Here is a 23,604-nt window from a genome sequence, read left to right on the forward strand (position 1 = left end):
GTGTCCGACCACCAGACCGATCTGGGTCGAGTGTGGGAGCAGGTGGTGCAGGAGTTGGCCGCCAGCACCCTGTCACCCCAGCAACGGGCGTGGATGCGGGTGACGCGTCCCATCGGTCTGCTCGACGGAACCGCGCTGCTGGCCGCGCCGAGCGACTTCGCCAAGGAAGCGATCGAGCGCGCGCTGCGCGAGCCCATCACCGCCGCGCTGTCCCGCCGCCTCGGCCGCGCCGTCTCGCTGGCCGTCAAGGTTGATTCACCCGATCCAGTGACAGCGCCGATCCCGGTGCCGACCGCCGTGCCCGGCCTGGGCCACGTGCCGATCCCCGGTGCGCCGATGGTCCCGCTCAACGGGGGACCCGCGGCGCTCGCGCCGCTCACCACCGGCCTGCCCGGTGCGCCCGGCTCCGAGTCGGAGACCGACGGCGACGGCGAGGACGAGGTCGACGAGCAGGCCGAGGCGCTCGCCACCGTCAACGAGATCTGGCCGACGTTCGGCGGCGGGCAGCACGCGCCGGCGCCGACCGGGGTGCCGTACACGCGGCCCGCGAACCCGGCGTCCTCGCAGACCCGGCTGAACGAGAAGTACAACTTCGACACCTTCGTCATCGGCGCGTCCAACCGCTTCGCCCACGCCGCGGCCGTCGCGGTGGCCGAGGCGCCCGCCCGCGCGTACAACCCCCTGTTCATCTGGGGCGAGTCCGGTCTGGGCAAGACGCACCTGCTGCACGCCGTCGGGCACTACGCCCAGCGCCTGTTCCCCGGGATGCGCGTGCGGTACGTGTCGACGGAGGAGTTCACCAACGACTTCATCAACTCCCTGCGCGACGACCGCAAGGTCGCCTTCCAGCGCCGCTACCGGGACATCGACGTGCTCCTCGTCGACGACATCCAGTTCCTGGAGGGCAAGGAAGGCACGCAGGAGGAGTTCTTCCACACGTTCAACACGCTGCACAACTCGAACAAGCAGATCGTCGTGTCCTCCGACCGGCCGCCCAAGCGGCTGGAGACCCTGGAGGACCGCCTGCGCACCCGGTTCGAGTGGGGCCTGATCACGGACATCCAGCCGCCCGAGCTGGAGACGCGCATCGCGATCCTCCGCAAGAAGGCGGCCCAGGACCGGTTGGCGGCGCCCGCCGAGGTGCTGGAGTTCATCGCGGCCCGGATCGAGCGGAACATCCGCGAGCTGGAGGGCGCGCTCATCCGCGTCACCGCGTTCGCCTCGCTCAACCGGCAGCCGGTCGACGTGCAGCTGGCCGAGATAGTGCTGCGCGACCTGATCCCGGACTCGCACGCCCCGGAGATCACCGCGCCCACGATCATGGCGGTCACCGCGGAGTTCTTCTCCGTGTCCATAGACGACCTGTGCGGGCCGGGCAAGACCAAGGTCCTGGCCCAGGCGCGGCAGATCTCCATGTACCTGTGCCGCGAGCTGACGGACCTGTCGCTGCCGAAGATCGGCCAGACGTTCGGCGGCCGGGACCACACCACGGTCATGCACGCGGACAAGAAGATCCGCAAGGAGATGGCCGAGCGCCGCCGCGTCTACGAGCAGGTGCAGGAGCTGACGTCGCGCATCAAGCAGCGCGCCCGCCGCACCCCGTAGCCCCGCAAACGCTTGCCCCACCCGAACCCCCGTCGCACGCCCCACCGCGACGGGGGTTTCCTCATCTCCCGCGAGTCATGCACCCGCACCCCCCGAGTCATGCGCTCACGCCCCCCGAGCCATGCGCTCACGCCCCCGCCCCCCGAGAGTCCAACCTCCAGGCCCCGAGAGTCCAACCTCCAGGCCCCGAGAGTCCAACGCCCGGGACCCGAGAGTCGAACGCCCGGGACCCCTGAGTTGGCCACTCGGGCCCCGGGCGGGCGCGGGGGTCCGCCCTCCCCGCCGCCCCGCGCGCACCCGGGTGCCGCCGCCGCACCCGGGGAGCGACCGACCCGCACCCGGGGGCGGCCGGGTCCGGGCGGCGGGGCGCCGGCGGCACCCGGGTGCGACGCCCGCCGAACGCCCGCGGACGCCCCGCACCCGGGGCGCGGACCCCTGCGGAACCGGTTCCGCGGCACATCACCCCATCAGGGGCGCGGAATACCCCCTGTCCAGGCCCTCAAGGCGATCCGCCCAGGTCGCCCGACCGGCCCGCCGGGCCCGCACCCGGGTGCACCTGCGGCGACGAGTTGTCCACAGCCCTGCGAAAACGCCCCGTGGGGGGAGATCCGCACCACGATCACCCTGTGCAGCACCCGGGTACAACTCGACCCACACCCGGGGATTAACCCGGGGACAACTCGGCCTTCCTGTGGACCGAACGGAGCACCGCCGGAGTTCTCCCCGGGTGCGCCGAGTTGTCCCCGGGTGCCACCCCGTCTCCGTCCACACCCCCACGCAGGCGGCGAGCTGCTGAAACAGGTGTTGTCCACACAATCCACAGCCCTTACTGCTGTTGCTGTTGTCTTCCCTTGAAGAGAAGAACAAAGAAAAAACAGGCGGGGGTCGAGCCCGGGGACGGAGGCTCCGCCCCGGGGGCGGACCCGAGATGACGAAGGACGCCCCGACGCTCTACGGTGGGGAACCTCCGCGCCGAGGGTCGGACCGATCCGGCGAGGGACGCGGCCCCCCAACCCCCACCGCAACACGTGCTGTTGCCGGTCATGCCGACTTGAGGAAGGACGCCTCATGAAGATCCGCGTCGAGCGCGACGGCCTGGCCGACGCCGTCGCCTGGGTCGCCCGCAGCCTGCCGTCCAGGCCGCCCGTCCCGGTGCTCGGCGGCGTCCTGCTGGACGCGGGTGCGGAGGACGGCTCGGGCGAGGCGCTCACCGTCTCCGGCTTCGACTACGAGGTGTCCGCCCAGTGCGGCGTCCCGGCCACGATCGCGGACGGCGGCAAGGCGCTGGTCTCCGGCCGGCTGCTGGCCGACATCACCAAGGCGCTGCCGAACCACCCCGTCGAGATCGCGGTCGACGGTTCGCGCATGACCATCTCCTGCGGCAGCGCCCGGTTCTCCCTGCCGACCATGCCGGTCGAGGACTACCCGCAGCTGCCGTCCATGCCGCAGCTCGCCGGCGAGCTGCCGGGCGACGTCTTCGGCGAGGCCGTCGCCCAGGTCGCGGTCGCGGCGGGCAAGGACGACACGCTCCCGATGCTGACCGGCGTGCGGTTGGAGATCGGGGAGGGCAAGCTGACCCTCGTGGCCACCGACCGCTTCCGCCTCGCGATGCGCGAGTTCGCGTGGGAGCCGAACGACGGGCTCGGCGAGGTCGCCGTCCTGGTGCCCGCCAAGACCCTGAACGACTCGGCGAAGACGCTCGGCGCGTCCGGCGCGAGGATCGAGCTGTCGCTGGCCGCCAACGACGGGCTGCTCGGCCTGTCCGGCACGGGCCGCCGCACGACCACCCGCCTGCTCGACGCCGACTTCCCGAAGTACCGCCAGCTGCTGCCCACCGAGCACTCGGCCGCCGCGGTCATCGAGGTCGACGCGCTGGTGCAGGCGATCAAGCGCGTGTCCCTGGTCGCCGAGCGGGGCACCCAGGTCAGGCTGGAGTTCGTGGAGTCGGGCCTGCGCCTGTCGGCGGGCGGTGACGACGAGGGCAGCGCCGAGGAGGAGCTGCCGGTCGACTACACCGGCGACGAGGTCACCATCGCGTTCAACCCGACCTACCTGCTGGAGGGCCTCCAGGCGGTGCGCACGCCGCGCGCCCACTTGTCCTTCACCACACCCAGTCGGCCCGCGCTCCTGAAGCCGGTGAACGAGGATGGGGACGTGGCGCCGGGCTACCTGTACCTGCTGATGCCCGTGCGCCTGCCCGGCTGATCCACAACGCCATCCACAGACGCTAGGGAAGAGGAACGACCGTGCAGCTCGGACTCGTCGGCCTCGGCAAGATGGGCTTCAACATGCGCGAGCGCATCCGCCGCGCGGGGCACGAGGTGGTCGGCTACGACCGCAACCCGGAGGTGACCGACGCCGAGTCGCTCGCCGACATGGTGGGCAGGCTCGACGCACCCCGCGTGGTGTGGGTGATGGTGCCCGCCGGTGAGATCACCCGGCAGACGATCGCCGAGCTCGGCGACCTGCTCGAACCGGGTGACCTGGTGATCGACGGCGGCAACTCGCGCTTCACCGACGACTCGGAGAACGCCGAGGCGCTGGCCGCCAAGGGCATCGCGTACGTCGACGCCGGCGTGTCCGGCGGCGTGTGGGGCCTGGAGGTCGGCTACGGCCTGATGGTCGGCGGCGAGCCCGAGCACGTCGAGCGCGCCATGCCGATCTTCGACGCGCTGCGCCCGGAGGGGCCGCGCGAGGAGGGCTTCGCGCACGCGGGCCCGGTCGGCGCCGGCCACTTCGCGAAGATGGTGCACAACGGCATCGAGTACGGCCTGATGCAGGCGTACGCGGAGGGCTTCGAGCTGCTGGAGGCGTCCGAGCTGGTGCAGGACGTGCCGGCCACGATCAAGGCGTGGCAGCGCGGCACGGTCGTCCGCTCGTGGCTGCTCGACCTGCTGGTCCGGGCGCTGGAGTCGGACCCGGAGCTGGACGACCTGCGCGGTCACGTCGAGGACTCCGGCGAGGGCCGGTGGACGGTGGAGGAGGCGATCAAGCACGCGGTGCCCGCGCCGGTGATCTCCGCCGCCCTGTTCGCCCGGTTCGCGTCGCGCCAGGACGACTCGCCCGCCATGCGCGCGGTCGCGGCCCTGCGCAACCAGTTCGGCGGCCACGCCGTGGTGACCGCGGGTCCCTCGTCCGGTGCCGGCTCCACGCAGAGCTGACGCGTTGTACGTCCGGCACCTCCAGGTCACCGACTTCAGGTCGTGGGAGCACGCCGACCTGGCGTTCGAGCCGGGCGTGAGCGTGCTGGTCGGGCGCAACGGCCAGGGCAAGACGAACCTGGTCGAGGCGTTGGGCTACGTGGCCACCCTGGGTTCCCACCGGGTGGCCACGGACGCGCCGCTGGTCCGGCACGGCGCGTCCCGCGCCGTGGTCCGGACGGCGGTGGTCAACGAGGGGCGCGAGCTGCTGGTCGAGCTGGAGGTCACGCCGGGGAAGGCGAACCGGGCGCGGGTCAACCGCGGCCCGGTGCCGCGCCCGCGCGACGTGCTGGGCATCCTCCGGACGGTGCTGTTCGCGCCGGAGGACCTGGCGCTCGTGCGCGGCGACCCCGGTGAGCGGCGGCGGTTCCTCGACGAGCTGCTCACCACCCGCGCGCCCCGGTACGCGGGGGTGCGCGCCGACTACGACCGCGTGCTCAGGCAGCGGGGCGCGCTGCTGAAGACGGTGCGGGCGAGCCGCAACGCCGACCTCGGCACGCTCGACGTGTGGGACGGGCACCTGGCCCGGCACGGCGCGGAGCTGCTGGCCGCCCGGCTGGACCTGGTCGCGGACATCGCGCCGCACGTGGCCGCCGCGTACGCGGAGGTCGCGCCGGAGTCCCGGCCGGCGCGGGTGGTGTACCGCTCGAGCCTGGGGGAGGCGTTCCCCGGCGTGCACGACCGCGAGGTGCTGGAGGACGCGCTGCTCGCCGAGCTGAACCGGGTCCGGCCGCAGGAGGTCGACCGGGGCGTGTGCCTGGTCGGCCCGCACCGCGACGACCTGGAGCTGTTCCTCGGCGAGCTGCCGGCGAAGGGCTACGCGAGCCACGGCGAGTCGTGGTCGTTCGCGCTGGCGCTGCGGCTCGGCGGGTACGAGCTGCTGCGCGCGGAGGGCGCCGAGCCGGTGCTGGTGCTCGACGACGTGTTCGCCGAGCTGGACCGGGGCCGCCGCCGGCAGCTGGCGAAGGTGGCGGCGGCGGCCGAGCAGGTGGTGATCACCGCGGCGGTCGCGGAGGACGTGCCCGAGGAGCTGGAGGGCGCGCGGTTCGAGGTCGGCCACGGGGAGGTGAGCCGTGTCCGGTGAACTGGACCGATCGGGTGTGACGCGCTCCACATCTGGGGACAACCCTGTGGATGGTGTGGATAACTCGGCCACGAAACCGGACATGTCCACAGCTGAAGTCGCTCAAGGGGGTGGACTTCGGGGGTCGGACCTCGCGCGGGCCGCCCTGGAGGCCGCCCGCGCGTCGGCCAAGGAGCGCGGTGTGCGCGGCGTCCGCAAGGGCACCGGCACGGGCGCCGCCGCGGGCCGCCGGCGCCGGCGCCGCTGGTCGGGGCCGGGCCCGGACGACCGCGACCCGCAGCCCCTCGGCAGGCTGGCCGCGCGGATCGCCGCCGACCGGGGCTGGGTGGAGCGGCTGGCGGGCGGGCAGGTGTTCGCGCGCTGGCCGAAGCTGGTGGGGGAGGACGTCGCCGAGCACGCGCGGCCGGTTTCGTTCGAGAACGGCGAGCTGACCGTGCAGGCCGACTCGACGGCGTGGGCGACGCAGCTGCGGCTGCTCCAGCGCGAGCTCATCAAGCGCATCGCGGCGGGCGTGGGCAACGGCGTGGTGACGAGCCTGAGGGTGCAGGGCCCGGCGGCGCCGAACTGGCGCTTCGGCCCCAGGCACGTCCCAGGCCGCGGGCCGCGTGACACCTACGGGTGATGCCGCCAGGGCCGCAGCGGCGATCCTGTGGGGCGGTGAGCGCTCACCAGCCGATTTTCAGCCCGGCAACCGCCGTCCGTACCCATCCACCTTCACTTCGGGCCGCCTGTGAGGAAACCAGGGGTGTCCTAAGTGGGTTTCTGTCGGTCCTCGCCGGTAGAATCGAGGGGTAGCGCAACCCAGCGTCGCCCGGCGACGGTCCCAGTCGCGTGAAGTCCGAGGAGACACCAGGCCCGTGGCAGCCAAGAATGAGTACAGCGCGTCCTCGATCACCGTCCTGGAAGGTCTGGAGGCGGTTCGCAAGCGGCCCGGCATGTACATCGGGTCGACCGGCGAGCGCGGTCTCCACCACCTGATCCAGGAGGTCGTGGACAACTCCGTCGACGAGGCCATGGCCGGGTACGCGACCGTGGTCGACGTGACCCTGCTGGCCAACGGCGGCGTCCGGGTCATCGACGACGGCCGCGGCATCCCGGTCGACATGCACCCGGTGGAGAAGAAGCCGACGCTGGAGGTCGTCCTCACCAAGCTGCACGCGGGCGGCAAGTTCGACAGCGACTCCTACGCGGTGTCCGGCGGCCTGCACGGCGTCGGCATCTCGGTGGTGAACGCGCTGTCCACCGCCGTCGACGTCGAGGTCAAGCGCCAGGGTTTCACGTGGAACCAGCGCTACGAGAACACCAAGCCGGCCCACGAGCTGCGCAAGGGTGAGCCGACCGACGACACCGGCACCACGATCACGTTCTGGGCGGACCCGGAGATCTTCGAGACCACCGAGTACAACATCGAGACGATCTCGCGCCGCCTCCAGGAGATGGCCTTCCTGAACAAGGGCCTCACGATCATCCTGCGCGACGAGCGCGTGCAGGACGCCGACGCCGAGGCCGACGCCGAGGGCCACGTGGCCGCGGTGAAGGAGCGCGTCTTCCACTACCCGGGTGGTCTGGAGGACTTCGTCCGCCACATCAACCACACGCGCGAGGCCGTGCACCAGAAGGTCGTCTCGTTCGAGGCGAAGGGCGAGGACCTCGAGGTCGAGGTCGCGATGCAGTGGAACACCGGCTACACGCCGTCGGTCTACACCTTCGCGAACACGATCAACACGCACGAGGGCGGCACGCACGAGGAGGGCTTCCGCGCCGCGCTGACCCGCGTGGTCAACGAGTACGCGCGCGACAAGAAGCTGCTCAAGGAGAAGGACTCGAACCTCACCGGCGACGACATCCGCGAGGGCCTGGCCGCGATCATCTCGGTCAAGCTCAAGGAGCCGCAGTTCGAGGGCCAGACGAAGACCAAGCTGGGCAACAGCGAGGCCAAGTCGTTCGTGCAGAAGTCGACGAACGAGCACCTGGCCGACTGGTTCGAGCGCCACCCGAACGAGGCGCGGACGATCGTCACCAAGTCGGTCTCGTCGGCGCAGGCCCGCATCGCCGCCCGCAAGGCCCGCGAGCTGGTGCGCCGCAAGGGCGCGCTGGACATCGGCGGCCTGCCCGGCAAGCTCAAGGACTGCCGCTCCACCAACCCGGAGGAGTGCGAGATCTACGTCGTGGAGGGCGACTCCGCGGGCGGCTCGGCCAAGGAGGGCCGCGACTCCATGTTCCAGGCGATCCTGCCGATCCGCGGCAAGATCATCAACGTGGAGAAGGCGCGCATCGACCGCGTGCTGAAGAACAACGAGGTCCAGTCGCTGATCACCGCGTTCGGCACCGGCATCCACGAGGACTTCGACCTCTCCAAGCTGCGGTACCACAAGATCGTGCTGATGGCCGACGCCGACGTCGACGGCCAGCACATCCGCACCCTGCTGCTGACCCTGCTGTTCCGGTTCATGCGCCCGCTGATCGAGCACGGCCACGTGTACCTCGCGCAGCCGCCGCTCTACAAGATCAAGTGGCAGCGCGCGGAGCCGGAGTACGCCTACTCCGACCGCGAGCGCGACGGCCTGGTCCAGGCCGGCCTCGCCGCGGGCAGGAAGATCGGCAAGGACGACAACATCCAGCGCTACAAGGGGCTCGGCGAGATGAACGCCTCCGAGCTGTGGGAGACGACGATGGACCCGGCCAACCGGGTGCTGCTCCAGGTGACCATGGACGACGCCGCGACCGCCGACGAGCTGTTCAGCGTGCTGATGGGCGAGGACGTGGAAGCCCGCCGCTCGTTCATCACCCGCAACGCCAAGGGTGTGCGGTTCCTCGACGTCTGACCGTCCCCGCCCCGACCCGCTGGCTTGCCCTTAAGGAAGAAGAACTGTGAGCGAGACGACGCTGCCCCCGGCGACCGGGGGGGACCGCACGGAGCTGCGCGACATCCAGCAGGAGATGCAGAACTCGTACATCGACTACGCGATGAGCGTGATCGTGGGACGAGCGCTGCCCGACGTGCGCGACGGCCTCAAGCCCGTGCACGTGCGCGTCCTGTACTCGATGTTCGACTCCGGCTTCCGCCCGGACCGCAGCTACAACAAGTGCGCCCGCGTCGTGGGCGACGTGATGGGCAACTACCACCCGCACGGCGACTCGGCGATCTACGACGCGCTGGTCCGCCTCGCCCAGCCGTGGGCCCTGCGGTACCCGCTGATCGACGGCCAGGGCAACTTCGGCTCCCAGGGCAACGACCCGGCCGCCGCCATGCGCTACACCGAGTGCCGGCTCACCCCGTTGGCCATGCAGATGCTGGCCGACATCGAGGAAGACACCGTCGACTTCCGCGACAACTACGACGGTCGCATCCAGGAGCCGACGGTCCTCCCGTCGCGCGTGCCCAACCTGCTGATCAACGGCAGCGCCGGCATCGCGGTCGGCATGGCCACCAACATCCCGCCGCACAACCTCCGCGAGGTCGCGGACGGCGTGGTGTGGGCGCTGGACAACCCCGACGCCTCCGACGAGGAGACGTTGGAGGCGATGATCGAGCGGATCAAGGGGCCGGACTTCCCGACCCACGGCCTGATCCTCGGCAACTCCGGCATCCAGGACGCCTACCGCACCGGCCGCGGCTCGGTGAAGATGCGCGCGGTCGTCGAGATCGACGAGGACGCCAAGGGCCGCACGATCCTGGTCGTCACCGAGCTGCCGTACCAGGTCAACCCGGACAACCTGGTGGAGAACATCGCCACCCTGGTCCGCGACCAGAAGCTCACCGGCATCGCGAACATCGCCGACGAGTCGAACCGCCGCATCGGCATGCGCATCGTGATCACGCTCAAGCGCGACGCGGTGGCCAAGGTCGTGCTGAACAACCTCTACAAGCACACCCAGCTCCAGTACTCCTTCGGCGTGAACATGCTGTCGCTGGTCGACGGCATCCCGCGCACGCTGCGCCTGGACCAGATGATCCGGCACTACGTGAAGCACCAGGTCGAGGTCATCGTCCGGCGCACGCGGTTCCGGCTGCGCAAGGCCGAGGAGCGGGCCCACCTGCTGCGCGGCCTGGTCAAGGCGCTCGACCAGCTCGACGCGGTGATCGCCCTGATCCGGCGGTCGCAGACGCCCGACCTGGCGCGCACCGGCCTGATGGAGCTGCTCGACGTCGACGAGCTCCAGGCCAACGCGATCCTGGAGATGCAGCTCCGCCGCCTGGCGGCCCTGGAGCGGCAGAAGATCATCGACCAGCTGGCCGAGATCGAGGTGGAGATCGCCGACCTCCAGGACATCCTGGCGACCCCGCAGCGGCAGCGCGCGATCGTGCGCGAGGAGCTGCTGGCGATCGTCGAGAAGCACGGCGACGACCGGCGCACCAAGATCGTGCCGTTCGACGGCGACGTGTCGATGGAAGACCTCATCGCGGTCGAGGACGTCGTCGTCACGATCACCCGCACGGGTTACGCGAAGCGCACGAAGACCGACCTGTACCGCTCGCAGAAGCGCGGCGGCAAGGGCGTCCAGGGCGCCCAGCTCAAGCAGGACGACATCGTGCAGCACTTCTTCGTGTGCTCCACGCATGACTGGATCCTGTTCTTCACCAACAAGGGCCGCGTGTACCGGGCCAAGGCGTACGAGCTGCCCGAGGCGAACCGCAACGCCCGCGGCCAGCACGTGGCCAACCTCCTGGCGTTCCAGCCGGAGGAGGAGATCGCCCAGGTCATCCAGATCAAGAACTACGAGGTCGCGCCGTACCTGGTGCTCGCGACCAAGAAGGGCCTGGTCAAGAAGTCGAAGCTGTCCGACTTCGACTCCAACCGCTCCGGCGGCCTGATCGGCATCAACCTGCGCGACGACGACGAGCTGGTCGGCGCGGTGCTGTGCTCGGCGGAGGACGACCTCCAGCTGATCTCGGCCGACGGCCAGTCCATCCGGTTCCACGCCAGCGACGAGGCGCTGCGCCCGATGGGCCGCGCCACCTCGGGCGTGCTGGGGATGCGCTTCAACACCGGTGACGAGCTGCTCTCGGTGGGTGTCGTCCAAGAGGGTCTGTTTGTTTTGGTGGCCACCGACGGCGGGTACGCCAAGCGCACTCCGATCGAGGACTACCCGGTGCAGGGGCGAGGGGGCAAGGGTGTGTTGACGATCCAGCACGACCGCAGGCGTGGGAGGCTTGTCGGCGCGCTCATCGTCGACGTCGACGACGAGCTCTACGCGATCACCTCCTCGGGCGGCGTCATCAGGACCAGCGCCAAGGAGGTGCGCAAGGCGGGACGGCAGACGAAGGGCGTTCGGCTGATGAACCTCGGCGAGGGGACAACCCTGATCGCGGTGGCGCGCAACGCCGACGAGCCCGTGGACGTCACCACTGGTGACGGGGTTCCCGTCGCCGACCCCGTGCCGACCGCCGCTTCCGACGGTCGCCCGATCGTCGACGGCGGTTCGATCGTCGACCCGGTCGACGGCGGTTCGGCCGACGACCCCGGTGCCGGGGTCGAGGACGACCAGGCCGGGCCGGCCAACTAGCGCGCGAACGAGAGGTTGAGGACTGCTCGTGACTCCACCCGAGAAGCCAGAGGACAAGACCGCGGTGATCACCCGGCCCGGCGCGGAGCCGAAACCGGCGGAGGACGCCGGGAAGCCGGTGGTCGCCCCCTCGGAGGTGTCCGAGAAGTCCGAGACCCCCGCCGTGCCGGCGGCGGACGGCGCGGGCGGGCCGGAGAGGACCGGGTCCGACAAGGCCGGCGCCGACACGTCGGGGTCGGACAAGGTCGGGGACGACCACCACGCCGCCGCGCCCCCGCCGTGGGCGCGGGGGGCGAGCGACCAGCAGTACGGCGAGGCGCAGCAGGTCGGCCCGGCCGACCTGATCGCCCCGCCCGAGCAGACCACCCAGATGGCGCAGCCCGCGTACCCGGCGAACGACCCGGACACGGTCGCGGTGGCCCGGCCGGTGGTGCCCGGCTCGGCCGCGTCCGGCTCGGCGCGCACGCAGGTGAACCTCGGCGCGCAGAACGGCAGGCCGGCGGCCAGCGGGGCGTCCTCGTCGTCGCGCCGCCCGGGGCGCGGCCCGCGGCGGGCGAGCCTCCAGGTCAAGCGGGTCGACCCGTGGTCGGTGCTGAAGCTCGCCCTGGTGCTCAGCGTGGCGCTGTTCTTCGTGTGGCTGGTGGCGGTCGGCGTGCTCTACGGCGTGCTGAACGGCATGGGCGTGTGGGACAAGATCAACAACACCGCCAACGACCTGCTCCAGGGCAACGAGCCGAGCGGTGACCCGCTGATCAGCGCCGGTCGCGTGTTCGGCGTGGCGGCGATCGTGGGCGCGGTGAACATCGTCCTGTTCACCGCCCTCGCCACCGTCGGTTCGTTCGTCTACAACGTGTCGGCCGACCTCGCGGGTGGTCTGGAAGTGACCCTCTCCGAGAGGGAGTGACCCGATTTGGGGCCGCGGCGGGACGTGTTGTAAGGTTCTCGTCGTTGCCCCAAGGGCCTATAGCTCAGACGGTTAGAGCGCTTCGCTGATAACGAAGAGGTCGGAGGTTCGAGTCCTCCTAGGCCCACCGGAAGTTCAACGGCATCGCAGAGGGGAATCGCCGTGAAGAAGATCATCGCACTCGTTGCAGTCGCCGGTGCGGTCCTGTTCTTCGTCAAGCGCAACCGCTCGGCGAAGGCCGACGCGGACCTGTGGCGCGAGGCCACCGCTCCCACCGCCTGACACCGCGAGGGCGGTCCCCGTCTGCCGCCCCTCGCGAGGGGGACGTAGCTCAATTGGCAGAGCACCGCCTTTGCAAGGCGGGGGTTAGGGGTTCGATTCCCCTCGTCTCCACGCTCCACCGGCTCGTACTCCTGTCACCACGAGTGCGAGCCGTTTGCGTTTCACGGTTCCGCGCACGACGTTTCACGGTTCCGCGCACGACACCGACAGGTGGAAGGCCCGCACCCATTGCCGCTGGGTGCGGGCCTTCGTGCTGCCTCTGCTAGTGCGTGCGCGACTACGCGTTCACCAGCTGGTGCTCCTGCTTGCGACGTGAGGCGATCACCTTGTCCAAGGCCCACGAGCCGGGACCGGTGAACGCCAGCAGCAGGAACACCCACGCGTACACCGCGGCGAGCTCACCCTTGTTCTGGATGGGCAGGAGCCCGGCGGGCTGGTGCACCACGAAGTACGCGTAGGCCATCGCTCCGGAGGAGATCAGCGCGGCGACGCGGGTGCCGAGGCCGATGACGATCAGCGCGCCACCGACGAACTCGATCAGCCCGGCGGGCCCGGAGGGCCAATCGGTGATCGACACAGCACCCTTGGACCCCAGCACGCCGAACAACTTCTGCGCGCCGTGGCACATGAACAACACGCCGACGACGATCCGGAACACGGCGATTGCGTGGTCGCGACCGCGGTCAAGAACGTTCATGCGAACTCAGTCCTTCACAGCAGGGGCGGCCGGCAGGGTAAGGACAACCTAACGGGGATGACCGTACGTGCCTAGGTGGTCACCCTGTCGAAACAATGTCGAAGGTTCTGGTTGACTGGCGGCCCTATGAACCGAGTGCTGCTCACCGCCCTGCCCTCCCTGCTGGTCCTCGGCCTGCTCACCGCGTGCGGCGACCGGGAACCGACCGCGGCCACCACGCCCGCGGCGCCGCCGTCCAGCGCGGCGGCGGCCACGACGACCGGACCCGCGGGCCCTCCGCCCGTGCCGCAGCCCGCCGTCGACGGCGAGTGCCCCTACCTGGCGTCCGCCGTCGTCCAGGAGTCCAACGGCCAGCTCGTGCGCAAGGTCAGGCTCTCCGCCGACCGGCCCGACCCGGCGTGCTTCTTCTACGCGAACGCCACCGAGGTCCAGCTGTCGGTGTGGGTGTTCCACGGCGACCCGGCGACGGCGGAGGCCGTGGTCGACCGGGCGGCGCCGGTGGCCGACTCCAACCCCGCCGCCGAGCCCGCCGGCTGGGAGGGCGGCTCGCTGTCCACCGACACCGGCGCGGTGTACGCCGTGTCGAAGGGCGGGGACGCGGTCGTCGTGACCAGCAACCAGAAGCAGACGATCAAGGCGCGCGAGATCGTCAAGGCCGTCGTGGCCGACCTCGGCCTCTGACCGGCCCGACCCACCCCGGACACGGCTCCGCGCCCGATCCCGGTTCACGGGATCGGGCGCGGACGTCGTCGTCGGTCAGCTCCGGCTGTGGTCCGAGATCTGGCCGTTGCGGGCCGCGTGCTCGCGCACGGGCCCGGTGGTCGTCGTCCCGGCGGTCGCGGTCCCGGTGGTCCCGGTCTCGGTGCTCCCGGTCCCAGTCCCGGTGCCCGCGGTGCTGGTGCCCGCGGTGCTGGTGCCCGTGGTCTCGGTCGTGGGCTCCACGACCTCCTCCAGGTGCACCTCCTGCGGCCGCTTCGTGAGGGCCAGGTAGCCCGCCACCGCGGCGGCGGCGAACACGCCCAGCACCCACGGCCACCGGCGGCTCTTCGGGGCCTTGGCCGCCGCCAGCTCCTTGCGCGCCTGCTCGGCGGCCTTGCGCACGTCCTTGGCGCGCACCTTGGCCTCCTTGCGGGCCCGCTCGGTGGCCTTCACCACGTCCTTGCGGACGCCCTTGGCCCTCTTGGCGAGCTGCTTGCGGCTCCGACGGGTCGACTTCTCGACCTCCTCGGCCTTCTCGACCAGCACGCCCGCCTTGTCGGCGATGACACCGCGGACGTAGTCCCGGGTCACACCGCGCTCGGCGAGCTTGCCCTCGGCGCGCTCCGCGAGCTGCGCGGCGACGTCAGCGCTGGCGTGACCAGCACGAACGGCACCGAGACGAGCGGCGCGCACTGCCTTGCCGACCGACTCCCCGGCACGCTCACCGACCCGGGCCATGGTGTCCACCTCGTTCATGTCGCGCTCCAGAAGCCGTCGGTCAGTCACGCCCCAGGCAATACCCATCCTGCCCCTTCCCCAACCACCGCGCCCGGTGATGGCACGATGGGGTAGTGGCAGACAGCAACGAATCGTTCGTCGGGACCAAGGTGACGGCGACCCTGCACACCTCGCAGGGCGACATCCGCATCAACCTCTTCCCCGACCACGCCCCCAAGACGGTGGCGAACTTCGTCGGCCTGGCCGAGGGCACGAAGTCCTACTCCGAGGCCAACGCCAAGGGCGACAAGTCCGGCCCCTTCTACGACGGTGCGATCTTCCACCGGGTGATCGCGGGCTTCATGCTCCAGGGCGGTGACCCCACGGGCACCGGCCGCGGCGGCCCCGGCTACAAGTTCGCCGACGAGTTCCACCCGGAGCTCCAGTTCAACAAGCCCTACCTGCTGGCCATGGCGAACGCCGGCCCCAACAGCAACGGCTCCCAGTTCTTCATCACGGTCGCGCCCACCACGTGGCTGAACTTCAAGCACACGATCTTCGGCGAGGTCGCGGACCAGGACTCCCGCAACGTCGTCGACGCGATCGGCAAGCTCCCGACCGGCGCCGGTGACCGCCCGGTCACCGACGTGGTCATCGAGAAGGTCTCGGTGGAGCGGGCCTGAGTGGCCGATTCGCCGATCACCCCGCCGCCCGGTGACCCGGTCGGGGCGCGACCAGACCCCGCGGTCTGCCCGCGCCACCCCGACCGGGCCACCGGCCTGCGGTGCACCCGCTGCGAGCGGCCGGCGTGCCCCGAGTGCCTGCGCGAGGCGTCCGTCGGCTACCAGTGCGTCGACTGCGTGAACGAGGGCAGGCGCACCACGCGCACCGCCCGCACGTTCGTCGGCGCGGAGTTCACCGGCCCGAAGACGCTGGTCACACCGGTGCTGATCGCGCTCAACGTGCTGATGTTCGCGATCACCGCCGTCCAGTCCGGCAGCCTGGTCGACAACGCCCGCGCCTCGTCGCTGTTCCAGGCGCTGGTGATGTGGACGCCCGTCGTCGCGCTGGAGGACGAGTGGTGGCGGCTCGTCACGTCCGGGTTCCTGCACTACGGGCCCGCGCACCTGGCGCTCAACATGATCGCCCTGTACGTGCTGGGCCGTGACCTGGAACCGGTGTTCGGCCGGCTCCGGTTCACCGTCGTGTACTTCGTCTCGCTGCTCGGCGGCGGGGTCGCGGTGTACCTGTTCGGCTCGCTCTCCTCGGTCGTCGCGGGCGCCTCGGGCGCGGTGTACGGCCTGATGGGCGCGATGCTGGTGGCCGTGCTGCGGCTCAAGCTCAGCCCCGGGCCCGCGCTCGGCGTGATCGGCCTGAACGTGGTGCTCAGCTTCACGCTGCCGGGCATCTCGCTGCTCGGCCACCTCGGTGGCCTGGTGGTCGGCGCGGCGCTCACCGCCGGGCTGGTCTACGCGCCGGCGGCGAAGCGGGACACCTACCAGGCGGTCGTGGTCGCCGGTGCCGTCGTGCTGCTGGTCGTGCTGGCGGTCGTGCGGACCGGGCAGCTCGTCTGAGGCGCCCCACCGCCCCGGGCGGGGTCGGCCGCGCGCCGACCCCGCCCGGGGCGGTGGGGCCACCCGGCGGGGGTCACGGGCGCAGGGCGTGCAGGACGTCGGCGACGTCGCGCGGGTCCGTGCCGAGGTCCACGGTGGTGAACACGAACAGCTGCTCGTCCTCGCCGCGCTGCCAGTCCAGCTCCAGCGACGGGGTCTCGCGGCCGAGGCGGCGGGTGTGCACCAGGCGCACCTTCACCTCGTGCCACGGAAGGGTGTGGGCGCCGGTGAGGGTGCGGACGGTCAGGCCGTCGTCGTCCACCGTGAGCCGGGGCCGGACGTACGTGCCGTAACCGGCGACCGCCAGCAGCAGGAGCGTGGCCAGGCCGAGGAAGAGGCGGCTCGTCGCGGCCGAGCTGAGGACCGTGACCAGCAGCAACACGGCGGCCAGGCCCCAGGCGAGGCCGACCATGCCCGGCTGCGGGGACCAGGAACGGGGTGGGTTCACGCTTCCGAGTCTTCCGTAGTTGTGGACAACTGGAGCCCCGGACCGGCGCTTGTGCAATCAGGCGCAAAGTTGTCCACAGGAGTTGTCCCCATTGGGGATGACTTACAGCCGTGTTCTTCGGTGACCGATGGGTGAACGCGGTGAACGACAGGTGGACGCGGAACGGCCCGGACGTGGTGCACGTCCGGGCCGTCGGCCACGTGGCGTAGCGCTGGTCAGCGCCACTTCATGGTCATCAGCAGACCGACGATCATCAGCGCGAACCCGATGCCGAAGTTCCAGGACCCGAGGTCCATCATCACCGGCACCTTGTCGCCCGCGATGTAGTTGACCACCAGCCACGCCAGCCCCAGCAGCATGAAGCCGAGCATCACGGCGATGTAGACGGGGTGGGACGGCCCCGCTGCCTTGACCTTCACCGGGGTGCGGCGATCGGCAGGCGCCGTGTAGACGGCCTTCTTGCGGACCTTGGACTTGGGCATGCTGTCCTCGCCTGACGGGTGGATAGGTCTCCAGTGGCGCGGGTTCACGTCCACTGCTGGATGAACACGTTAACGTAACCAAGCAGGTCGCTAAAGCGGCGTGTAGTTCTGGAACGTTCGGCACGGGAGGTCTTCCGGTGAGCTACGACCCGCCTCCGCCGCAAGGCGGCCCGTCGGGCCGGTCGCCACGACCCACGCCCCGCCCGGACCAACCGCCCCGCGAGCCCTTCCCGCCGGGCGCTCCGCACGACCGCCCACCCACGCCACCAGGCGGTTTCGACCGCCCGCCCACGCCCGCGGCCGGTGTCGCGAGGCCCGGCACCCCACCCGCCGGCTTCCCCCACCCGGGCCGCCCCGGAGCCTTCGACCGCCCCCAGACCCCGCCCGCGGGCTTCGACCGACCGGCCCCGCAGGCCCAGGAGCGACCCCGAACCCCGCCGGGAGGATTCACTCGTCCGGGCCAATCGGATCGCCCTGCGGCCCCCCTGGCCCCGCCGGCCCCCGGCTTCGACCGGCCCGGGGGAGCGGGTGCGCCGGGCCGCCGGGCCCTGCCCGACGACGGTGTTCCCGGTGGGCCGGTGCCTGCTGGGCCGGTGCCCGGTCGTCGGGCGCTGCGCGAGGAGGGTGCCTCCGGTGACCTGAGCGCCCGGCTCGGTGTCCCGCCGCCGCCCGGTGCCCCGCCGCCGCCCGGTGCCCTGCCGCCGCCCGGTGCCCTGCCGCCGCCCGGCGCGGTGCCGAGCCCTGGCCCGCGCAGGCCCCGACCCGGCCCTGGGCAGCCCGGCCCTGGTCAGCCCGGGTTCGCGCAGCCCGGGTTCGCGCAGCCCGATCCGGCGCGCCAGGGCCCGGCGCAGCCCGGTCCGGTGCACGACGCCGACGCCACCCAGTACACGAACGCGTTCTCCGGCAGCCTGCCCCCCGCGCCCGCGCCTGGTCCCGTGCCTGGCCCCGGGCCCGCCCCCGGCGCACGCCGCCCCCCGCCGCGCCCCCGGCCGGTGGACCCGCCGACCGAGGTCATCGCGGCCGTCGAGGACGAGTACGACGACGACTACGACGACGAGTACTACGAGGACGACGACCACTACGACGGCTACGACGACGAGGACGCCGAGGCCGCCGACGACCGGCCGGCCCCGCCCCCCGAGAGCGCGGCCCGCAAGTCCGTCCGCGCGGTCGGCGAGCTGCTGATCACGGCGGGCCTGGTGATCCTGCTGTTCGTCGTCTACGAGGTCTACGTCACCGACCTCATCTCGGCCGGCAAGCAGGACGACGCCACCGTCGCGCTCGACGAGCAGTGGGGCGCCGACACGGTCGAGGCCGACCCGCAGCGGGAGGTCAAGTACGAGCTGCTGGACGGCCAGGCGTTCGCGAAGATGTACATCCCGGTCTTCGGCCCCGACTACAAGTTCTCGATCGTCGAGGGCACCACGGACAAGGACCTGGAGATCGGCCCCGGCCACTACAAGGGCACGGCGCTGCCCGGCGACCCCGGCAACTTCTCCGTCGCGGGCCACCGGGTCGGCAAGGGGGCCCCGTTCAACGACCTCGACCTGCTCGGCTCGTGCGACGCGATCGTGGTCGAGACGCAGGCGCAGTGGTTCGTCTACCGGGTGCTGCCGAAGGCCGACGAGGTGGCGGGCTGGGCCGAGCGCCAGTCGATCCCGAGGTGCGAGAAGGTCTCGCCGCTGGGCGCGCCGTACGACAAGACGGTCGGCCAGGAGATCGTGCTGCCCTCGCAGGGCGAGGTGATCAGCCCGGTGCCGTACTTCGCGGGCGAGGTCCCGGTCGCGCAGCAGGCGGCGCTGATGACCCTGACGACGTGCCACCCGCGGTTCTCGGACAAGCAGCGGCTGATCGTGCACGCGGTGCTGGCGATGAGCTACCCGAAGGCGCCCGGGTTCGTACCGGAAGAGATGAAGGAGAGCTGATGTACGGGTGGATCTGGCGGCACCTGCCGGGACCGCTGCCCGTGCGCGTCCTCGAAGCCCTGGTGCTGGTCGCGGGGGTGGTGGCGTTGCTGATGTTCGTGGTGTTCCCGTGGGCGGAGCCGAAGCTCCCGTTCAACAACGTCACCACCCCGCAGTAGGGCTCAGCCCCGGCTGACGGCCGTCATCTCGCCGCGGTCGACGACCTTGACCCGCTCGCGGCCGCGGGAGGTGCCGAGGGCGCGCTCGTGCGCGTCGAGCCTCAGCCAGCCCTCGTTGGTGGTGAACGGCACGCCGCGCTCCTCCAGGAACCGCACCACGGCCTCCGGGGACGGGGTGGGCGCGCCGGGCAGGGTGGGCGCGTCGGCGAGCAGGCTGGTCACGGTCTCCAGCGAGCAGCCCTTGGTGTGGCCGATGAGGCCGACGGGGCCGCGCTTGACCCAGCCGGTGACGTAGACGCCGGGCATCGCCTGCTCGTCCAGGTCGAGCACGCGGCCCGCCTGGTGCGGCACGGTGCCGGACGCGTGGTCGAACGGCAGGTCGGCCAGGTGCGTGGACAGGTAGCCGACGGCCCGGTACACGGCCTGCACGTCCCAGTCGGTGTGCTCGCCGGTGCCGCGCACGCCGCCGTCGCCGTCCAGCTCCATCCGCTCGGTGCGCAGGCCGACGACCGAGCCGTCCTCGCCGAGCACCTCCACCGGGGCCTGGAGGAAGTGCAGGTGCAGCCGCCGGGGGCGGGAGCCGGCGTCGCGGATCGCCCACTCCTGGAGGGTCTTCACGACCATCTCGACCTGCTTGTTGGACCGGATCGCGGCCATCGAGGCGGCGTCGAAGTCGATGCCCTCGGGGTGCACGACGACCTCGACGTTCGGCGAGTGGTCCAGCTCGCGCAGCTCCAGCGGGGTGAACTTGGCCTGCGCGGGACCGCGGCGGCCGAACACGTGGACGTCGGTGACGGGGTTCGCGGCGAGGCCCGCGTGGACGTTGTCGGGGATCTCGGTGGTGAGCAGCTCGTCGGCGGTCTTGGCGAGCACGCGGGCCACGTCGAGCGCGACGTTGCCGACGCCGAGGACGGCGACCTGCCGGGCGCGCAGCGGCCAGGTGCGCGGCACGTCGGGGTGCCCGTCGTACCAGGACACGAAGTCGGCGGCGCCGTACGAGCCGTCCAGGTCGATGCCCGGGATGTCGAGGGGGCGGTCCTTCTCGGCGCCGGTGGAGAAGACCACCGCGTCGTAGAACTGCCTCAGCTCGTCGAGCTTCACGTCGACGCCGTACTCGACGTTGCCGAAGAACCGCACCTCCGGCCGGTCCAGGATGCGCTGGAGGGCGTTGACGATGCCCTTGATGCGGGGGTGGTCCGGCGCGACGCCGTACCGGATCAGCCCGTACGGGGCGGGCACCTTGTCGAAGATGTCGATCTCGACGTCCGCGTCCGACTTGACCAGGCTGTCCGCCGCGTAGAGGCCGGCGGGACCGGCGCCGACCACGGCGACGCGCAGGGAACGGTTCATACCTCAAGATTAGGTGAGCCTAAGCTCACTTCTGGCGAGAGGTGCGTCACGGCTACGCTGGCGGGCATGCGCGTGCTCGTGGTCGACAACTACGACAGCTTCGTCTACAACCTCGTCCAGTACCTCGCCCAGCTCGGGGTCGAGTGCGTGGTCCGCCGCAATGACGAGGTGGACCCGGAGGAGGTCGGCGGGTTCGGCGGCGTCCTCGTCAGCCCCGGGCCCAGCACGCCGGACCGGGCGGGCCGGAGCATGGACGTGATCCGCCGCTGCGCGGACACCGGCGTGCCGGTCCTCGGCGTGTGCCTCGGCCACCAGGCCATCGGCGCGGTCTGGGGCGGCACGGTCGACCTCGCGCCGGAGCTGCTGCACGGCAAGACGAGCGTCGTGCACCACGACGGCGTCGGCGTGCTGGCCGGCGTGCCGAACCCCTTCACCGCCACCCGCTACCACTCGCTGACCGTGCTGCCGGACACGATCCCGGCCGGGTTCGAGGTCACCGCCCGCACGGAGACGGGCGTGGTCATGGCGATGCGGCACCGCGAGCTGCCGGTCGAGGGCGTCCAGTTCCACCCCGAGTCCGTGCTGACCGAGGGCGGCCACCGGATGCTCGCGAACTGGCTGCGCACCTGCGGCTTCGAGGTGCCCGAGGCGACCGTGGCGCGGTTGGAGAACGGGATGCGCCAACTCGCCGCCGCGGCCCACCAGGGCTGAGCCCACCGGCCCGCCACCCCCCGAGCACGCGGAACCCCTGAGCACGCGGAACCCCCTGAGCACGCGGAAGGCCCCCTGCCCCGGACCGGGGAGGGGGCCTTCCGCGCGTCCGCCTACCTCGACGTGGTCGTCGGTCCGCCGCCCACGCCCAGCTCGGCCAGGATCACGTTGATCCGCGCGGTCTTCGCCGCCGGCGTGTTCGGCTTGATCTCCTGGTCCACGATCTTGTCCCGCTGGCTGATGTCGGTGGTCGGCTCGCGGTCGCTGACCACGAGGTCGTTGCCCGTCCACCCGGCCTGGTTGAGCTTCGTCCGCGCCTGGTTCTCGGTCATCCCGCGCAGGTCGGGCATGATGAACTGGTTCTCCTTCGACACGCTCAGCGTGACGAGGATGCCCTTCTCCACGCGTCCCGGCGCCGGGTCCTGGGCGACGACCTCACCCTGGTTCTCGGCGCTGTCGACCTCCTTGACCTGCACCTTGAAGCCGTTGCCCTCCAGGGTGCGGCGCGCGTTCTCCGCGGTCTGCCCGGTCACGTCCGGCAGCTGCGCGGTGTCCGGCGCCTTGCCCAGGACCACGGTGATGGTGCTGCCCTTCGGCGCCCTCGTGCCGGGGGCGGGGGTCTGCTCCACGACCCTGCCGACCTGGCTCGCGTCGGCGACCTCGACGGTCTCGGTGCTCTGCTGGAAGCCCCACTGCTCGGCCTCCAGCTTCTTCTGCGCCTCCGTCGGGCTCAGGCCCGCGACGCTCGGCACCTCGACCTGGTCGGGGTTCGTGCCGACGAGCAGCTTCACCGGGCTCCGCTTGTCGACCTCGCGGTTGGCGGGCGGGTCGGTCTCCACGACCTTGCCGATCTGCTCGGCGGTGCACGCGACCGGGGCGCCCGGCTGGCACGGCACCACCTCGACCTGCGCGGTCAGGCCCACGTCCTGGAGCGCGGCGGTCGCGGCGGCCTGCGTCATGTCCACCACCGAGGGGACCTTGACCTTGTCGCTCGCCCCGGGCGTCTCCTCGCCCTCGCCGCCGCCGACCAGCGTGGCGGTGATCCAGGCGGCGAGCGCGATCACCGCGACGCACAGCGCGGCGACCACCGCGATCATGATCGTCTTCTTGCGCCGGGCGCGCCGCTCCGCCTCCTCCTCGGACAGCGGGTCGTACTCGTCCGGGTCGTCGCGCTGCCCCTGCGGCCGGTGCCGGCCACCGCCCCCGCCGCCGACCACCTCGGTGCGCGACGACGACGACTGGTTCAGCATCGCGGTGCGTTCCTCGGCCGTCATCACGGCGGGCGCCGACGGCCGCTGCCCGGACAGCACGCGCACCAGGTCGGCGCGCATCTCGGCGGCCGACTGGTAGCGGTTCGCGGGGCCCTTGGACATCGCCTTGAGCACGATCGCGTCCAGCGCGGGCGTCACCTTCGGGTTCAGCGACGACGGCGACTTGGGCTCCTCCCGCACGTGCTGGTAGGCCACCGCCACGGGCGAGTCGCCGGTGAACGGCGGCTCGCCGGTCAGCAGCTCGAACAGCACGCAGCCCGACGCGTACACGTCGGAGCGGCCGTCCACGGCCTCGCCGCGCGCCTGCTCCGGCGACAGGTACTGGGCGGTGCCGATGACCGCCGCGGTCTGGGTGACGGCCGCCTGCCCGTCGTGCACGGCGCGGGCGATGCCGAAGTCCATCACCTTCACCGCGCCGGACTTCGTGATCATCACGTTGGCGGGCTTCACGTCCCGGTGCACGATGCCGTGCCGGTGGCTGAAGTCCAGTGCCGCCGACACGTCCGCCATGACCTCCATGGCGCGCTTGCCGGACAGCGGGCCCTGCGTCTTGACGATGTCGCGCAGCGTGCGGCCGTCGACGAACTCCATGACGATGTAGGGCAGCGGGCCGTACTCGGTCTGCGTCTCGCCGGTGTCGTAGACCGCGACGATCGCGGGGTGGTTCAACGCCGCGGAGTTCTGCGCCTCCCGGCGGAACCGCTCCTGGAACTGGGCGTCCCGGGCGAGGTCAGCGCGCAGCACCTTGATGGCGACGTCGCGGCCGAGCCGGACGTCCCGGCCCTTGTGCACCTCCGACATACCGCCGTAGCCGAGCGTCTCACCCAGTTCGTAGCGGTTGGAGAGCAGTCGCGGAGTGCTCATCAGTGCTTCGTCCCGCTCCTCGTCAACGGTCTCACCCTCAAGCCTTGCCTTCGCGTGCCTGCCGCTCCGGTGCGTCCGTACCGTCT

At 71.5% G+C, this 23,604-nt stretch carries 20 protein-coding genes, 2 tRNA genes and 1 pseudogene; 17 read left to right on the forward strand and 6 right to left on the reverse strand.

Features of this window, described 5'->3' with window-relative positions; genetic code table 11:
- From dnaA to ACRAKJ_RS00055, 11 genes and pseudogenes are all read left to right on the forward strand, one after another.
- A complete protein-coding gene (dnaA, locus tag ACRAKJ_RS00005; RefSeq protein ID WP_438921078.1) occupies positions 1 to 1,605 on the forward strand; it encodes a chromosomal replication initiator protein DnaA in 1,605 nt (534 codons plus the stop codon).
- Between the two features lie 1,068 nt (positions 1,606 to 2,673).
- On the forward strand, positions 2,674 to 3,810 hold the full coding sequence (gene dnaN, locus ACRAKJ_RS00010; RefSeq protein WP_438921077.1) for a DNA polymerase III subunit beta: 1,137 nt from the start codon (positions 2,674 to 2,676) through the stop codon (positions 3,808 to 3,810).
- 41 nt (positions 3,811 to 3,851) lie between these two features.
- Positions 3,852 to 4,766, forward strand: a complete 915-nt coding sequence (gene gnd, locus ACRAKJ_RS00015) for a phosphogluconate dehydrogenase (NAD(+)-dependent, decarboxylating) (protein WP_438921076.1) — start codon at positions 3,852 to 3,854, stop codon at positions 4,764 to 4,766.
- A gap of 4 nt (positions 4,767 to 4,770) precedes the next feature.
- Complete coding sequence (gene recF, locus ACRAKJ_RS00020; protein WP_438921075.1) at positions 4,771 to 5,889, forward strand: DNA replication/repair protein RecF; 1,119 nt, start codon at positions 4,771 to 4,773, stop codon at positions 5,887 to 5,889.
- A gap of 82 nt (positions 5,890 to 5,971) precedes the next feature.
- On the forward strand, positions 5,972 to 6,511 hold the full coding sequence (locus ACRAKJ_RS00025; protein ID WP_438921074.1) for a DUF721 domain-containing protein: 540 nt from the start codon (positions 5,972 to 5,974) through the stop codon (positions 6,509 to 6,511).
- A gap of 235 nt (positions 6,512 to 6,746) precedes the next feature.
- Positions 6,747 to 8,714, forward strand: a complete 1,968-nt coding sequence (gyrB, locus tag ACRAKJ_RS00030) for a DNA topoisomerase (ATP-hydrolyzing) subunit B (protein ID WP_438921073.1) — start codon at positions 6,747 to 6,749, stop codon at positions 8,712 to 8,714.
- A 46-nt stretch (positions 8,715 to 8,760) separates the two neighbouring features.
- Positions 8,761 to 11,397 carry a DNA gyrase subunit A gene (gene gyrA, locus ACRAKJ_RS00035; protein WP_438921072.1) on the forward strand — a complete coding sequence of 879 codons (2,637 nt, stop codon included), beginning with the start codon at positions 8,761 to 8,763 and terminating at the stop codon, positions 11,395 to 11,397.
- A gap of 28 nt (positions 11,398 to 11,425) precedes the next feature.
- The gene (locus ACRAKJ_RS00040) at positions 11,426 to 12,301 is read left to right on the forward strand and encodes a DUF3566 domain-containing protein (protein WP_438921071.1); all 876 of its coding nucleotides are present in this window, start codon (positions 11,426 to 11,428) and stop codon (positions 12,299 to 12,301) included.
- Positions 12,302 to 12,354: 53 nt separating this feature from the next.
- Positions 12,355 to 12,428 (forward strand) — tRNA-Ile (locus ACRAKJ_RS00045).
- Between the two features lie 35 nt (positions 12,429 to 12,463).
- A pseudogene (locus tag ACRAKJ_RS00050) lies at positions 12,464 to 12,577 on the forward strand (DLW-39 family protein); the annotation flags it as partial.
- A 44-nt stretch (positions 12,578 to 12,621) separates the two neighbouring features.
- Positions 12,622 to 12,694: transfer RNA gene (locus ACRAKJ_RS00055), tRNA-Ala, on the forward strand.
- 166 nt (positions 12,695 to 12,860) lie between these two features.
- Here ACRAKJ_RS00055 and ACRAKJ_RS00060 read toward each other — a convergent pair.
- Complete coding sequence (locus ACRAKJ_RS00060; RefSeq protein ID WP_438921070.1) at positions 12,861 to 13,280, reverse strand: DoxX family membrane protein; 420 nt, start codon at positions 13,278 to 13,280, stop codon at positions 12,861 to 12,863.
- Between the two features lie 126 nt (positions 13,281 to 13,406).
- Between ACRAKJ_RS00060 and ACRAKJ_RS00065 the strand changes: the two genes are divergently transcribed.
- Entirely contained in the window at positions 13,407 to 13,961 is a 555-nt protein-coding gene (locus tag ACRAKJ_RS00065) for a DUF2020 domain-containing protein (RefSeq protein WP_438921069.1), read from the forward strand.
- Between the two features lie 75 nt (positions 13,962 to 14,036).
- On the opposite strand, the gene ACRAKJ_RS00070 is transcribed toward ACRAKJ_RS00065, so the two are convergent.
- Entirely contained in the window at positions 14,037 to 14,735 is a 699-nt protein-coding gene (locus ACRAKJ_RS00070) for a hypothetical protein (protein WP_447008842.1), read from the reverse strand.
- Positions 14,736 to 14,830: 95 nt separating this feature from the next.
- Here ACRAKJ_RS00070 and ACRAKJ_RS00075 point away from each other — a divergent pair, with 95 nt between their 5' ends.
- Together ACRAKJ_RS00075 and ACRAKJ_RS00080 are read left to right on the forward strand one after the other, a co-directional pair.
- Positions 14,831 to 15,379, forward strand: coding sequence for a peptidylprolyl isomerase (locus ACRAKJ_RS00075; RefSeq protein ID WP_447008843.1), 549 nt, complete (start codon positions 14,831 to 14,833; stop codon positions 15,377 to 15,379).
- Positions 15,380 to 16,270 (forward strand): rhomboid family intramembrane serine protease, encoded by an 891-nt coding sequence (locus ACRAKJ_RS00080; RefSeq protein WP_447008844.1) that lies wholly within the window; start codon positions 15,380 to 15,382, stop codon positions 16,268 to 16,270.
- A 73-nt stretch (positions 16,271 to 16,343) separates the two neighbouring features.
- On the opposite strand, the gene ACRAKJ_RS00085 is transcribed toward ACRAKJ_RS00080, so the two are convergent.
- Together ACRAKJ_RS00085 and crgA are read right to left on the reverse strand one after the other, a co-directional pair.
- Positions 16,344 to 16,757, reverse strand: coding sequence for a PH domain-containing protein (locus ACRAKJ_RS00085; RefSeq protein WP_447008845.1), 414 nt, complete (start codon positions 16,755 to 16,757; stop codon positions 16,344 to 16,346).
- A gap of 215 nt (positions 16,758 to 16,972) precedes the next feature.
- Complete coding sequence (gene crgA / locus ACRAKJ_RS00090; RefSeq protein WP_306744149.1) at positions 16,973 to 17,239, reverse strand: cell division protein CrgA; 267 nt, start codon at positions 17,237 to 17,239, stop codon at positions 16,973 to 16,975.
- A 578-nt stretch (positions 17,240 to 17,817) separates the two neighbouring features.
- Between crgA and ACRAKJ_RS00095 the strand changes: the two genes are divergently transcribed.
- Together ACRAKJ_RS00095 and ACRAKJ_RS00100 are read left to right on the forward strand one after the other, a co-directional pair.
- Positions 17,818 to 19,164: a class E sortase gene (locus ACRAKJ_RS00095; RefSeq protein WP_438919654.1), complete on the forward strand. Its 1,347-nt coding sequence runs from the start codon at positions 17,818 to 17,820 to the stop codon at positions 19,162 to 19,164.
- Positions 19,164 to 19,322, forward strand: coding sequence for a hypothetical protein (locus tag ACRAKJ_RS00100; RefSeq protein WP_170185175.1), 159 nt, complete (start codon positions 19,164 to 19,166; stop codon positions 19,320 to 19,322). Before ACRAKJ_RS00095 ends, ACRAKJ_RS00100 begins: the two co-directional genes overlap by 1 nt.
- Before the next feature lie 3 nt (positions 19,323 to 19,325).
- Here ACRAKJ_RS00100 and ACRAKJ_RS00105 read toward each other — a convergent pair whose 3' ends face one another.
- On the reverse strand, positions 19,326 to 20,672 hold the full coding sequence (locus ACRAKJ_RS00105) for an FAD-dependent oxidoreductase (RefSeq protein WP_438919653.1): 1,347 nt from the start codon (positions 20,670 to 20,672) through the stop codon (positions 19,326 to 19,328).
- Positions 20,673 to 20,738: 66 nt separating this feature from the next.
- On the opposite strand from ACRAKJ_RS00105, the gene ACRAKJ_RS00110 reads away from it, so the two are divergent.
- Entirely contained in the window at positions 20,739 to 21,383 is a 645-nt protein-coding gene (locus tag ACRAKJ_RS00110; protein ID WP_438919652.1) for an aminodeoxychorismate/anthranilate synthase component II, read from the forward strand.
- 113 nt (positions 21,384 to 21,496) lie between these two features.
- On the opposite strand, the gene pknB is transcribed toward ACRAKJ_RS00110, so the two are convergent.
- Positions 21,497 to 23,518, reverse strand: a complete 2,022-nt coding sequence (pknB, locus tag ACRAKJ_RS00115) for a Stk1 family PASTA domain-containing Ser/Thr kinase (RefSeq protein ID WP_438919651.1) — start codon at positions 23,516 to 23,518, stop codon at positions 21,497 to 21,499.
- Positions 23,519 to 23,604: the final 86 nt, after the last annotated feature.

Source organism: Saccharothrix sp. DSM 118769, assembly GCF_052936295.1.